The 13,208-nt window shown below is 65.7% G+C and carries 10 protein-coding genes and 1 tRNA gene; 4 read left to right on the plus strand and 7 right to left on the minus strand.

Going from position 1 to position 13,208, the window contains the following annotated elements; all coding sequences use genetic code 11:
* Positions 1–58: 58 nt before the first annotated feature.
* Both ACSBQT_RS17505 and ACSBQT_RS17510 read right to left on the minus strand, forming a co-directional pair.
* The gene (locus ACSBQT_RS17505; RefSeq protein WP_410708898.1) at positions 59–1,939 is read right to left on the minus strand and encodes a hypothetical protein; all 1,881 of its coding nucleotides are present in this window, start codon (positions 1,937–1,939) and stop codon (positions 59–61) included.
* Positions 1,940–2,161: 222 nt separating this feature from the next.
* Complete coding sequence (locus tag ACSBQT_RS17510) at positions 2,162–3,277, minus strand: diacylglycerol/lipid kinase family protein (RefSeq protein WP_410708896.1); 1,116 nt, start codon at positions 3,275–3,277, stop codon at positions 2,162–2,164.
* Positions 3,278–3,358: 81 nt separating this feature from the next.
* On the opposite strand from ACSBQT_RS17510, the gene serS reads away from it, so the two are divergent.
* Together serS and ACSBQT_RS17520 are read left to right on the plus strand one after the other, a co-directional pair.
* Positions 3,359–4,639 (plus strand): serine--tRNA ligase, encoded by a 1,281-nt coding sequence (gene serS, locus ACSBQT_RS17515; RefSeq protein ID WP_410708895.1) that lies wholly within the window; start codon positions 3,359–3,361, stop codon positions 4,637–4,639.
* Between the two features lie 111 nt (positions 4,640–4,750).
* Positions 4,751–5,611 carry an HAD family hydrolase gene (locus ACSBQT_RS17520; RefSeq protein WP_410708893.1) on the plus strand — a complete coding sequence of 287 codons (861 nt, stop codon included), beginning with the start codon at positions 4,751–4,753 and terminating at the stop codon, positions 5,609–5,611.
* A 69-nt stretch (positions 5,612–5,680) separates the two neighbouring features.
* Here the strand turns inward: ACSBQT_RS17520 and ACSBQT_RS17525 are convergent, their stop codons facing one another.
* From ACSBQT_RS17525 to ilvA, 5 genes are all read right to left on the minus strand, one after another.
* Complete coding sequence (locus tag ACSBQT_RS17525; protein WP_410708891.1) at positions 5,681–6,523, minus strand: HAD family hydrolase; 843 nt, start codon at positions 6,521–6,523, stop codon at positions 5,681–5,683.
* Positions 6,520–7,089 (minus strand): hypothetical protein, encoded by a 570-nt coding sequence (locus ACSBQT_RS17530; RefSeq protein ID WP_410708890.1) that lies wholly within the window; start codon positions 7,087–7,089, stop codon positions 6,520–6,522. Before ACSBQT_RS17530 ends, ACSBQT_RS17525 begins: the two co-directional genes overlap by 4 nt.
* A complete protein-coding gene (locus ACSBQT_RS17535) occupies positions 7,086–7,691 on the minus strand; it encodes a proteasome activator (RefSeq protein ID WP_410708889.1) in 606 nt (201 codons plus the stop codon). The genes ACSBQT_RS17530 and ACSBQT_RS17535 overlap by 4 nt, the downstream gene beginning before the upstream one ends.
* Before the next feature lie 3 nt (positions 7,692–7,694).
* The gene (locus ACSBQT_RS17540; RefSeq protein ID WP_410708888.1) at positions 7,695–8,699 is read right to left on the minus strand and encodes an NAD(P)H-quinone oxidoreductase; all 1,005 of its coding nucleotides are present in this window, start codon (positions 8,697–8,699) and stop codon (positions 7,695–7,697) included.
* Positions 8,700–8,804: 105 nt separating this feature from the next.
* A complete protein-coding gene (ilvA, locus tag ACSBQT_RS17545; protein WP_410709919.1) occupies positions 8,805–10,076 on the minus strand; it encodes a threonine ammonia-lyase IlvA in 1,272 nt (423 codons plus the stop codon).
* A gap of 252 nt (positions 10,077–10,328) precedes the next feature.
* On the opposite strand from ilvA, the gene ACSBQT_RS17550 reads away from it, so the two are divergent.
* Complete coding sequence (locus tag ACSBQT_RS17550) at positions 10,329–12,842, plus strand: maltokinase N-terminal cap-like domain-containing protein (RefSeq protein ID WP_410708887.1); 2,514 nt, start codon at positions 10,329–10,331, stop codon at positions 12,840–12,842.
* Between the two features lie 189 nt (positions 12,843–13,031).
* A tRNA-Ser gene (locus tag ACSBQT_RS17555) sits at positions 13,032–13,119 on the plus strand.
* Positions 13,120–13,208: the final 89 nt, after the last annotated feature.

Here is a 13,208-nt window from a genome sequence, read left to right on the forward strand (position 1 = left end):
GCACAGCGTGTGCTGGGCCGCCCCTCCTTCTCGATGCAGGCTGTCTGCCTGGCTCAGATCAGAAGCTCGTCGGAGTCTGTCCGAACTTGTTCTTGCGGCCGGTCAGTGCGATCGCGGCACCACCGACGAGGAGGAGCAGGGCTCCCGTCGTCAGTCCGCCGAGGTCGGCACCGGTGCGAGGCAGCTGGCTGCCGTCGTCTCCGCCGCCGTTTCCGGCATTGCCGTTGTCGCCGCCGCCCGATCCGCCGCCGTTTGCGCCTTCGGTGACCGTGAAGGAGTCCTTCATGGTGTCCTCGCCGCAGGTTGCTGTCGCGGTGTAAGCGCCGACGTAGGCCGAGACATCCGATGAGGTGCCGAAGACGTTGACGGAGGCATTGCCTTCGTCGTCAGCCGTGACGGTGTTCTCGTATGCGGTGACGTTGATGCCCTTCGGGTTGACTTCGAAGTGGACATCCGCGCCGGGTTCGCAGTTCTCGACGGCGAGGGTGACGCCCTTCTTGTCATTGGCGAAGTCCGCGGCTTCGATCGTCTTCGGGGAAACCGTGAAGGCCGCCTCGGCGGGAGCTTCGGTTTCGCCGTCGTCATTGCCGTCGTCACTGCCATCGTTGCCGTTGTCTGCGTCGTCGTTTCCGTCGTCCTCACCGTCTTCGGCGACAACGTTGATGTCTCCGTTGAGGGTTTCCGACTCGGTGCCTTCACGGTCGATGGTGACGGTGAACGGGACCTTGCCGACATCGAGGTTCGCGGGGTCGCCCTCGTACCAGAGGTGGAGCTCGTAATCGCCGTCGGCCTCTGCTGTCTCAGTCTCACCGGTGAGGGAATCGGTGATCTTGTCACCCTTCTTCACGCCGGTGACAGTGACCTTGACGCCCTTGTCCTTGTTGGCGAGATCCTCGGCGGTGATCTCCTTGGGATCTACCTTGAGCGAGGCGTCGATCGCATCGACAGCATCGTCTTCAGTGATGGTGAAGTCCTGGGCCGGGGAGTTGGTCTTGGACTCCTGGTCGACGCCCCAGACGGTGTAGTCGCCGGCTGGAAGCGCATCGTCGCCCTCGAACTTCAGGGTTGCGGAGATCTCTCCGTCCGAATTGGCTTCGACTTCCTGGGTCGCGAACGGCGATGTTTCGTTGCCGCCGACGACGTTGACCGTGCCGCCGGGGGTGAAGCCCTCGCCGGTGACCTTGATTCCGTTCTCGTCGAAATCGCTTTCCGAGATCTCGTCGGTGTTGAGCGAGACCGTGGGGTCGACTGCTTGTACGTCGACCTCGGCGGCTCCTGCGACAGTCTTGGCAGTGGTGCCGGTCCGCTGCACCTGGAGGGCGAAAGCGACTGATTCCTGCGTGACCTCCGAGGAGGAACGCAGCTTCAGGGTCGCGGTCGAACCCTGAGCGGTGACGGCCGGGCCGGTCAGTCCGGACTTAGCAGCGACCTTGTCGCCCTTCTCGAGGCCGATGACCTTGACGGTCACACCGTCCTCGTGGAGCTCCTCGGCGGTGACTTCACCCGAGGTCACCTGCACCGAGGCATTGATCGGGTTGGCCTTTTCCTCAGACTTGTCGTCGTCCTTGGAGTCCTTGTCCTCGTCCTTGGGGGCAGGAGCGGGCTTCGGATCGACCTTCTTCGGAGGCTTCTTTGCCTCGTCCTTCTTATCCGCTTTGTCCTCGGCGGCCTTCTTGGCAGCCTCGGCCTTTTCCTTGGCCTTCTTTTCGGCTGCTGCCTTCTCTGCCGCTGCCTTCTTCTCGGCTTCAGCCTTCTCAGCAGCGGCCTTCTTGGCCTCTTCCTTCTTCTTGGCTTCGGCCTTTTCGGCGTCGGCCTTCTTCTGCTCGGCAGTCTGCGTGGAGGCCGACTGGGCGGACGTCGATTCCGCGGCGGCGACCGGGCTCGCGACAAGCCCGGTGAACGCGAGCGCGACTGCCGGCGCGAGGATGATCTTCTTCATTGGAGTGCCTTCAATCTCTGTGGCGAGGGGTGTGATACGGCACTCATCCTAGGTTCTAAGGGTTTTCCAAACTATTTCTGTACGTTTTGTTCAGATTTAGATGCGGTAACACTTAGGTGAATTCCTTTAACCGTTTCGTGACCTACTCGTCGGTAAAAGAATGACTGTCGCGACCGCCTCGGCGAAAGGACGCGTCGGCCGCGCGAATTCAGCGGTTCTGAGCTAGACCGGCCACGCCTCGGCGCGGATCTGCTTGCGCTGTTCGACGGTGGGCACACGGACGGTCAGGGCCGAGGGGTCGACCTCCATCTCGAGATAGGACGACTGACCCAGCGGGTCTCCGTCGATCTGGATATCGACCTCGTCACCGGCTTCGATGACGACCTTGCGGCACTTCCGGATGTTCGTGTGCAGCCCGCGCGAGGCCCGACGGCCGGCGATCGATGCAAGCACGCCGAGCCACTGACCGAGGTTCTTCGGGCTGACGATGAGCACGTCGAGCATGCCGTCGTCGATGACCGCCTGCGGCAGCAGCTGGATGCCGCCCTGCAGCTTCCCGCAATTGCCGCCGAGGACCGAACGCACCCGCGCCGAGATCCGATATTCGTCGTCGAACGTGACCTTGACATGACTGGGTTTGCCGGTGAGCTTCCGTGATCCCGCTTCGACATAGGCGAGCCATCCGAGGCGGGCCTTGAGATCGTCGCTGGTGTCGGCCATGACCGCGGCGTCGAAGCCGAGTCCGGTCATCACGGTGAAGACGTGGGTGTCGCCGTCCGGGTCGGTCTTCGCCTTCCCCACGTCGATCTCGCGGTTGCGCCCCCACAGTGCGATCCGCAGCGCCCATTCCGTCTTGTCGAGGACGAGGTCGATGTTGCGGGCGAGCAGGTTCCCCGTTCCCAGCGGCACGATCCCCATCGGGGTCGACGTTCCCGCCAGCGCCGAGGCGACAGCGCGGATGGTTCCGTCACCGCCGGCGGCGATGACGACGTCGACGCCCTCGTCGAGGGCGCGGACGGCAGCTCCCGCGCCCGGATCGTCGACGGTGGTCTCGAGGACGAGCGGACGGCTCCATCCCTCGAAACGGCAGATCGCCTCGGCGGTGGAGGCCAGGTTGTGGACATCGGTCTTCGTCGGGTTGACGATGAGCGCGGCACGGTACCGGGCGGCGTCATCGACCACCTCGTCGGAGAGGTTCGCCGGGTGGGCGGAGCGTCGCATCGTGTTGAGTGCGCGACGAACGCCGGTGCGGCGGCCGATGAGGAACGCGGCCACGAGCACCGCGAGAGCGCCGATGACGATGACCCAGGTCATCAGGGGATCCAACTCGATGATCATGTCCCAAATCTACAGGGCAGAACTCGAATGCGAGCTGAGGGTCGAATATCGAAAACAGGCCCGGCCCGTTAAGCTGAGAGGGTGATCGATCTAGCGCTTCTCAGAGACAACCCGGCCCTGTTCAAGGCATCGCAGGAGGCTCGCGGGGCATCCGTCGAGCTCATCGACGAGGTCATCGCCGCCGACTCCGCTCGTCGTGCGGCCATCACCGCCTTCGAAGACGCGCGTGCGGATCAGAAGTCGTTCTCCTCCCAGATCGCGAAGGCGCCGAAGGAGGACAAGCCCGCACTCATCGCCGAAGGCAAGGCGAAGTCCGAGGCCGTGAAGTCGCTGTCGGCGGAGTCCGAAGAAGCCACCTTCGCCTTCGACCAGCTCGTATCGAAGGTCCCGAACCTCATCATCGACGGCATCCCTGCCGGCGGCGAAGAGAACTTCGTGACGCTCAAGACCGTGGGCGAGCCCCGCGACTTCACCCCGGACGGCTTCGAACCGCTCGATCACCTCGAGATCGGTGAGAAACTCAAGGCCATCGACACCACCCGCGGCACGAAGGTCTCCGGTTCGCGCTTCCACTACCTCACCGGTTTCGGCGCGAAGCTGGAGATGGCTCTGCTCAACCTCGCCCGCGACGTCGCCGAGGAGGCCGGGTTCAGCCCGACCATCACCCCGACCCTCGTTCGTCCCGAGGTCATGCGCGGCACCGGGTTCCTCGGTGAGCACGCCGATGAGGTGTACCGTCTCGAAGCCGACGACCTGTTCCTCGTCGGCACCTCCGAGGTGCCCCTGGCCGGATACCACATGGACGAGATCATCGACCTCTCCGACGGCCCGCTGCGCTACGCCGGCATCTCCTCCTGCTACCGACGCGAGGCCGGCTCCTACGGCAAGGACACCCGCGGAATCATCCGCGTCCACCAGTTCCAGAAGGTCGAGATGTTCGCCTACGTCCCGGTCGAGGACGCCGAAGCAGAACACGAGCGGATGCTGTCGCTGCAGGAGAAGATGCTCGGACTGTGCGAGCTGCCCTACCGGGTCATCGATACCGCTGCCGGCGACCTCGGTGATTCGGCCGCCCGCAAGTTCGACTGCGAAGCCTGGGTGCCGACTCAGGGCACCTACCGCGAGCTGACCTCGACGTCGAACTGCACGACGTTCCAGGCCCGTCGCCTGCAGATCCGCGAACGCCGCGACGGATCGACCCGCCCCGTCGCCACCCTCAACGGAACCATGGCCAACACCCGCTGGCTGGTGCCGATCCTCGAGAACCATCAGCAGGCGGACGGCTCGGTCACGGTGCCCGAAGCACTGCGGCCCTACCTTGGTGGGATGACCGCACAGGGACCGGAAGGACCGCGCTACTGAGGCTGTGCCGGGTGGCGGGGAACTGACCGTGCTGCGGAACTCGGCGGGACTCGGTTGGGTTCGGTCGCCTCGGCGCCGGGAAGAACGACGACAAGAAGATATACGCATACGTTGGGAGACACATTGACCCCGCACCTCATCGCACTCGATGTCGACGGCACGATCGTCGGCTACGACGGAACCCTGTCGGAGTCGGTGAAGCAGGTGCTCGATCGGCTCGCCGAGGAGGGGCACCACCTTGTGATCTCCACCGGCCGTGCCCTGCCGGGCGCGCTCGAGGTCGTCCATGCGCTCGACCTCAAGCACGGCTTCATCGTGTGCTCGAACGGATCCGTCGTCGTCCGCCTCGACCCGGAGCTGCCGTTGGGGTGGGAGCTGCACCATGTCGTGTCCTTCGACCCGAAAGATGCGCTCGAGCAGATGCACGCGGCGCTGCCGACGGCGCTGTTCCTCGTCGAGGATCCGGACCTGCACCGATGGGCGTCCGGGGCGTTCCCGGTCGGCGAACTCGCCGAGTCCGACACCCTCGACATCGTCGACTTCGATGAACTGCTGACCAAGCGGGCCACCCGCATCGTCATGCGCGAGGTCAACGGCACCGCCGAGGAGTTCGCCGCCGCCGTGGACTCGCTCGGACTGCATGAGGTCAGCTATTCGGTGGGCTGGAGCAACTGGCTCGACATCGCCCCGGACGGGGTCTCGAAGGCCAGCGGTCTGGAGATCGCGGCCGAGGAACTCGGAGTCGCGCACGCCCACACCGTGGGAGCCGGAGACGGACTCAACGACCTCGAGATGATCGAATGGGTCGAACACGGAATCGTCATGGGTCAGTCGAAGGACGAACTCAAGGTACTCGCGAGCGTGGTCACCGACTCGGTCGACGACGACGGACTGGCGGTGGCACTGGTCGACTACTTCAGCCTCGACTCAGCGCTGCTCGAAGCGGAGGGCACCACCAACACCCGCCCCTGAATTGCTACCCGACGGCGGCCCAGCAACCTCGCGCGAGGTAGCTGGGCCGCCGTCACGTAGTAATTGGGGTTAGTTGGGGCGGGTGTCCAAGACGGCGTCGAGGTAGCGGGCGACACCATCATCGTCGACCTCGTCGGTGACGGCTGCGGCGATCGCCTTGACCGACCCCAGCGCATTGCCCATCGCGACCCCGTGCCCGGCCCACGACAGCATCTCGATGTCATTGGGCATATCCCCGAACGCCATCACCTGCGCCCGCGCCACTCCGAGGTGGTCGCACAGATCCGACAGCGTCTTGGCCTTCGTGATCCCATGCGGTGCCAGTTCGACGAGCCCGTTGTCCGGTTCGGAGAACGACGCATGACAGGTGCCGTCGACGAGCGGATCGATGAGGTCGTGCATCGCCTGCGAATCGCTCGTCTCCAGGCGCACGAGCACCTTGACGACGTCCTCGCCGGCGAGTTCGGAGACATCGTCGATGATCCGGGCCTCACGCGGTCGACCGGTGACGAACTCCCGGTCGATGAAACCGTCGTTGAGAGTCTCGTAGGCGAACCGAGCCTCGGGATGATCGACGCGGACCGCCGCGGTGATCTCCGCCAGCGTCTGTGAGTCGATGGTGTGCGCATCGACGATGGACTGGGAGGCGATGTCGTAGACGACCGCGCCGTTGAGGCAGACGACCCGACCGAGGTCGGGGATCTGCTCGGCGATCGGCGCCAACCACCGCATGGGCCGTCCGGTGACGAGGACGAAGGGGATTCCCGCGTCCTGACAGCGGTGGACCGCATCGATCGTGGCCGTCGAGATCGGCTTCCAGTTCAGCAGCAGAGTGCCGTCGATATCGCTGGCGACGAGGCCGAGGTCGAAGTCATCCGGCGGCAGGATATCGGGGCTGATGGGAGGTCTCATGATGCCTCCACCCTAGCGAGAATCTCCCGCGCCCGCCCCAGCAGCTCCTCGGCATCCGTGATGAACCGAACCGTGGCCTCCGCACTCGAATCGATCGACCGTCCCGATGGCCCGTCCGACCGTGCCATCGACGCCGCGAGCACCGCCTCGCCGACCTTCGACGAGGCCTTCGTCAGCAGCTCCGGTGCGTCGCCGACGGCCTGCCGAACGGGCCCCGGCACCACCTGACCGGTGACAGGGTGGCGGGCGTGGAGGGCCGCGGTCAGGCCGTCGACGACGTCGACGAGTGCGTTGAGCCGGTGGGTGCCGTCGACGATGACGTCGATCGGATCCTTCGCCGAGGCGGCCGTGGCCCCGCCGTCGGATGATCCCGCCGAGGCGGCTCCTGAGGTGGCGCTGTCAGCGGAGTCGCGTGCCTCGTGGAGGGCCACCGCGGTGGTGTAATACCGGTCGACGGCGCGGATGAAGCGGTCGCGGTTGTGGCGCCATAGTCCGGTGCCGAACCGGTCATCGTCCTTGACCGCGGTCGTCGCCTTCTTGCGCAGGCCGGAGAAGAAGCGCTTCACAGATAGTTTCCGGTTCCGCGTTCGTCGCGGTCCGACTCCGTCTTCTCGCCGGGCTGTCCGTCAGCTGGTGTCATCCCAGGCGGAACCATTCCAGGAGGCAGCTGCCCGCGACCAGCCATCTGCTGGGCCATGGCCTGCTGAGCCATGATCGCGGTCTGGATGCCGTGGAAGAGACCCTCCAGCCAGCCGACGAGCTGGGCCTGTGCGATCCGCAGCTCCGATGTCGTCGGGGGACCGTCGGCCGAGTCGAAGGGCAGGTTGAGGCGCTCGAGCTCCTCGATGAGGTCCTTCGACAGCCCATCTTCGAGTTCGTCGATAGAGCGGCGGTGGATCTCGGCGAGGCGTTCGCGTCCCTTCTCATCGAGTTCGGTCCCGCGGACCTCCTCGAGCAGCTGCTTGACCATGGTGCCGATGCGCATCACCTTCGCCGGTGAAGAGACATCCGCCTGATCCTGCTGTGCCTTGGCGAGGCCTGCCTGCACTCCGTTGGCGTTCGCCGCACCGTCGGAAGTCTCCGCACCGTCTGTGTTCGCTGCGTCCGCGGCGTTCGTCTCGGTTGCGTGGTTCTGGTTTCCGTCCGCGGACTCGGGATTCTCAGTCATCGTTCATGCACCTTCCTCATCGACGATGAGCAGAACCTTTCCGATGTTGGCCCCGTCCTCCAGCGTCTGATGAGCACGGACGACGTCGGTCAACGGCATGGTTTCGTGGATGATGGGGCGGATGTCGCCCGAGACCACGGCTGGCCAGAGACGGTCGGCCACCTCGGCGACGATGGCGATCTTCTGGTCTTTCGGCCGCGCCCGCAGGGTCGTGGCGGAGACTGACTTGCGCGGCTGCATGAGCCAGCCGAGGTTGATCTCGGTCTTCGTTCCGCCCTGCATGCCGATGATGACGAGGCGGCCGTCGGTGCCCAGCGCCTTGATATTGCGCTCGAGGTACTTCGCGCCGATGATGTCGAGGATGACATCGGCGCCGGTCGATCCGTCGTCGTGGGTGCAGATCTCGCGGACGCGTTCGACGAAGTCCTCTTCGCGGTAGTTGATGACGGCATCGGCACCGAGTTCGCGGCAGAATTCGGCTTTTTTATCGGTGCCGACGGTCACAACGATCTTCACGCCGAGGTGGCGCGCAATCTGGATCGCGGCCGTGCCGATGCCGGAGCCGCCGCCGTGGACGAGCAGCCACTCACCGGCCTGCACCTGCCCGCGGCCGACGATGTTCGACCAGACGGTCGATAGCACCTCGGGCAAGGCGGCCGCCTCGGTGAGGTCGAAGCCTTCCGGGACAGGAAGCAGCTGACCTGCGGGAACGGGCACGTACTCGGCATAGCCGCCGCCGGAGAGCAGGGCCGCCACCCGGTCGCCGACCGACCAGCCGGTGACGTCGGCGCCGAGCTTTTCGATCGTGCCGGAGACCTCGAGCCCGGGAATCAGGGTGGCCCCGGGTGGGGGATCGTAGAATCCGCGGCGCTGCAGCAGGTCGGCCCGGTTGACGCCGGCGGCATGGACGCGGACGAGGACTTCATCGGCGGCGATGTCTGGTGTGGGTTCGTCGGTGACCTGCAGGACCTCGGGCTCACCGGGGGAGGAGATCGTGATAGCGCGCATGCGTCCACTCTAGTAGCTGGGTGCGCGAGTGGGCAGGGGCATCCGCTCCCCAGGCGATCATCCGCCACTCAGCAGCGGCGAGCCGCCAAGATGCGCAACCCAACCTCAGGCGAAGAGGCGGAACATCGGCGAGTTCTGGTGGACGCGCTCGACCTCGATCGACGAGGCCTCCATCCGCTCGAGCAGGTTCGGCAGGTCTTCGGCGTAGCCGAGCTGGATGCCGACGAACGCAGGTCCGGTCTCCCGGTCGGAGCGTTTGACGTACTCGAACATCGCGATGTCGTCCTCGGGCCCGAGCACCTCGTTGAGGAACCGGCGCAGGGCACCGGGTTCCTGCGGGAAGTCGACGATGAAGTAGTGCTTGAGGCCCTCGTGGACGAGTGAGCGTTCGAGGATCTCCGGGTAGCGGGAGATGTCGTTGTTGCCGCCGGAGACCAGGCACACCACGGTCGAACCGGGTTCGATCGTGATCGGCTTGTCCGAGTCCGGGCCGCCGATCCCGGCCGAGGCCAGGGCGCCGGAGGGTTCGGCGATGATGCCGTCCACCTGGTACATATCGAGCATCTCAGTGGCCACCGCGCCCTCGGCGACGGGACGGATGTCGAGTCCGTGTTCGGCGATGACGTCGTAGGTGATGTTGCCGGCCCGGCGCACGGCGGTGCCGTCGGCGAAGCGGTCGATGTTCTCCAAGGTCACGGGGTGGCCGGCTTTGAGTGCTGCGATCATCGAGGCGGCTCCGGCGGGTTCGGCGCCGATGACCTTCGTGTGCGGCATCCGTTCGGCCGCATAGGCGGCGATTCCCGCGAGCACTCCGCCGCCGCCGACGGGCACGATGATGTAATCCGGGTCGGTGTCCAGCTGAGCGTGGATCTCCGCAGCCACGGTGCCCTGACCGGCGATCGTGCGCATATCGTCGAAGGCCGAGACCAGGAGTGCCTCATTGCGTTCGGCGAACCGGTGCGCCAGCGCCGAGGCATCATCGTAGGTTGAGCCGGCGATCTCGATCGTCACCTGCTCTTCGCCGAAGTGGCGGACGCGTTCGATCTTCTGCTTCGGCGTCGTCTTCGGCACGAAGATCGTGCCCTGGATGCCCAGTTCCCTGCAGGCGCGAGCGAAGCCCTGGGCATGGTTGCCCGCCGAGGCGCAGACGACACCGCGGGCGCGTTCGTCGGCATCGAGCTGGAGCATGAAGTTGAAGGCGCCGCGGATCTTGTAGGACCGCACCATCTGCAGGTCCTCACGCTTGAGGTAGACCGTGGAACCGGTTGCGGCCGTCAGCCGCTCGCAGATCTGAAGTGGCGACAGGATGACGGAATCGGAAATTCGCAGCGCAGCCGCCTCGACCTCGCCGGCGAGTGTGAGCTTCTGGGGTGCCATATCTGTTTCAACCACCTGACTATTGTGCGCCCTTTGTCTTGCCATTTGGCAACTCGTATCGACATGAGGACAGCCGCGAGGCGGCTTGGGCCCCGTCACAAGTCCGCCGCGTACCGGTCCCGTCCGCGCCTCGCATCCGCACCCACCCCGTGATTTGGCTCCCGACTTCGGGGTTTCGGGTGCGCCCTGGACCGCGAATACCCCATATCATGATTGGATGGAGGATGCCCGTAATCCCTTCTAGGAGACGTCATGGCCATCAGCAGTGAGCTCGAACAACTGTTAGCCAGCTGGATACCCCGACAGCCGTGGTTCCCCAAGCACGCAGCAGATTTCGGGACCGACCCCGACATCACCCCCATGTCGGTGGCCCGCGCGTTCACTTACACCGCCGAGGAGCTCGGCGGCTTCGCCGGCCTCGTGACCGTCATCTCCGTCGGCGACGGCCCCACCCTGCGTCGCCTCAACATCCCCCTGACCCTGCGCGGCGCCGAGGACATGCACCTGCGCCACGCCCTCATCGGCCGCGTCGACGACCTCGCGCTCGGCACCGTCTACGTCTACGACGGCGCCGCCGATCCCGTCTTCGTCAACCTCATGGCCGACGCGATCACGAAGCGCAAGGTCTTCGACGGCGGGCAGCTGTCCACCGAGTCCCTGCGCCACAGCCAGGAGAAGACCGAGGCCCGGGACCGTGCGCCGATGCCGTTCCCGGTGACCGCGAACGGCGCGGCCGCCTCGGCGAATGGATCGACGAACACCGCCGCCGAGGCGGTCCCACCGAAGCCATCGATCGGTGACCTCACGGTGGGGGCGGAGGACGTCATGCCCGTCGAGATCCGCCCGATCGAGGTCTCGGACTCCGGGCAGCACAAGTCGACCGTCATCATCCACGACGAATACGAGCCGCTGGAGCTTTCGTTCTTCCGCGTCCTCGAGAACGGAATGCCGTCATCGCTGACGATTCCCGTCCTGCTCACCGAGGCGGGGTCGCGCAGTGTGCCCGAGGTCATCGGCTGGGGCTCGGGTCGCTGGTACGACATGTTCGAGGTCCAGGAGATGGAGGCGCCGATGGCGCTGCTCTCCCACGTCGATGTCGACGCCGAACCTGCATGGCGGGAGGCCGTGAACACGGTGTGCGCCGTCGACTCCGGTTCGATCGGGGCCTACAACGCCCACGCCGCGGAGATGGGTCGGCGCATCGGCGAACTCCATACGGACATGGCCGCTGAGTTCGGCGTCGTCGAAGGCGCCGGCGAACCGACGAAGCAGCTTGTGCAGAAGTGGGTGGAGCGCATCGACTGGGCGTTGGGCCGGGCTCCTCTGGCCCTGGATTCGCTGGTGCCGGAGCTGCGCGGCCACCGCGCCCGGCTGCAGGGACTCGAGACCATCGGCACCCTGCAGAAGATCCACGGCGAGCTGACACTCGATCATGTGGTCAGCTCGTCGACCGACGGCTATTCGGTCGTGAAGTTCACGGATTCGACGGATTCGGACCCCAAGCCCGCTGCCTTCGACCTCGTGGCTCTGCTGCGCAGCATCGACTACGCCGCCGGTTTCGCTCGTCTGCAGCGCACCGATGCGCTCGACTCCGAGGACGGCTCGCTGGTCGTCAGCGGCTTCGGCAATGATCCGGGAGCGCTGCGCGCGATCTTCGATTCGCCCGAATACCTGTGGGCCTCGCAGGTGCAGAACTCGCTGTTGTCCGGCTATTCGCGGGCGCGCGGCGACAGCATCGGGCTGAGCGATCCCGTGCTGCGTGCGGCGCTTGTCGACCGGCTTCTCGTCGAGGTCGTCACCGAGCTGCGCAACCGCCCGAACTGGCTGTCCGTGCCGCTGGCCACGCTCACCCTCGTGCTCAAGGGCAAGCCCGCACGCGCCGAGGAGGCTGCTGAGACCCGCCCCAGCTGGGCTGAATCCGCCGAAGCGGGGTCCGATGCGGCCGAGGACTCACCTGCATCCGGCGACGCAGCCGGTGCTGCTGGTGCCGAGGACTCGGATGCGGATGCGGAAGTCGCGTCGAGCGATGCGTTCGCCGTGGCTCCACCCGCTGGCGAGGCGACGGCCGCCGATTCGGAATCGGTCTCTGCGGCGCCCCGTGGAACCTCCGGCGCCGTCGCGGCCGCGATCGCGAACTCGGACTCCGATGACTCAGGATCCGAAGATTTGGCAACTAACAAGTCTGAAGCTGGTGAGCCCGCAGCCGATGGTTCCGGGACCAACGAGACCGAAGCCGGTGAGCCCGCAGCGGACGAGGTCGAGGTCGCCGATACCGCGGAGAACACCGTTGACGCAGTCGCGGATCCTGACATCGACGACGTCGAGGACTCCACCGTGGTCCCGCCCCAAGACGATGCACCCGAAGTGGCTCCAGCTCCGGCTCCTGCTGAAGACGAAGAATTCGTCGACGAGGAAGAACCGGAAGCTCCGGTCCGACGAGTCCCGGCCTCCTTTGCGGCGCGCGGCGCCACCTCGGAGGACTCCGACAGCACTGAACACGAATCGCAGCCGGCCAAGCCGAAGGATGCACCGAAGCTCGGCCACACGTGGAGCGAACGTTCGCAGAACTCCGGCAGTGACCGCGGAACATTCGGCGAGCAGGTCTCCGACCGGCAAGACAAAACCCGCGACGATGCCGCGGCGCGGTCCGAAGAATCATCGGACAAGTCCCGGGACGATTCGAAGCCTGCCGGCGGCTCCGTGTTCGATGACCTCCTGGGAACCGAGCGCAAGCGGAACCGGATGAAGAAGCGCAAGAAGGACTGACCGCCTCCGCGGACTCGTCGCCTCGGTGCCGGTTGCCTCGATGAAGGTCGCGGACTGAGCCGGTGACATTCGTGCGCTCATCCGCCAATTGGCAGATGCTGTTGCGGTTGTGAGAAACTATGGTGGCTCGACCTCGCGTCGAGCAGGCAGGGTTCGCTCCATCGCTGTCACAGGCATGGAAGAACCGAAGGAAGCGTGTCCGAGCGGCCGAAGGAGACGGTCTTGAAAACCGTTGTGCGGCAACCCCGCACCGTGGGTTCGAATCCCACCGCTTCCGCCCAGTGCAAAGCCCCCGAGCTCATCGTCAACAGCGAAGAGTTCGGGGGCTACTGCGTTCGCAATTGCTACCTGACGGCGGCCCAGCAA

Origin of the sequence: Brevibacterium sp. H602 (genome assembly GCF_051172395.1) — a bacterium.
Classification (GTDB): Bacteria; Actinomycetota; Actinomycetes; order Actinomycetales; family Brevibacteriaceae; genus Brevibacterium.

Coding starts and splice junctions, on each gene's coding strand:
- ACSBQT_RS17540 (WP_410708888.1), bottom strand. CDS start 8,699: ATGCGCGCTATCACGATCTCCTCCCCCGGTGAGCCCGAGGTCCTGCAG.
- ACSBQT_RS17505 (WP_410708898.1), bottom strand. CDS start 1,939: ATGAAGAAGATCATCCTCGCGCCGGCAGTCGCGCTCGCGTTCACCGGG.
- ACSBQT_RS17550 (WP_410708887.1), top strand. CDS start 10,329: ATGGCCATCAGCAGTGAGCTCGAACAACTGTTAGCCAGCTGGATACCC.
- ACSBQT_RS17525 (WP_410708891.1), bottom strand. CDS start 6,523: ATGAGACCTCCCATCAGCCCCGATATCCTGCCGCCGGATGACTTCGAC.
- ACSBQT_RS17535 (WP_410708889.1), bottom strand. CDS start 7,691: ATGACTGAGAATCCCGAGTCCGCGGACGGAAACCAGAACCACGCAACC.
- ilvA (WP_410709919.1), bottom strand. CDS start 10,076: ATGGCACCCCAGAAGCTCACACTCGCCGGCGAGGTCGAGGCGGCTGCG.
- ACSBQT_RS17510 (WP_410708896.1), bottom strand. CDS start 3,277: ATGATCATCGAGTTGGATCCCCTGATGACCTGGGTCATCGTCATCGGC.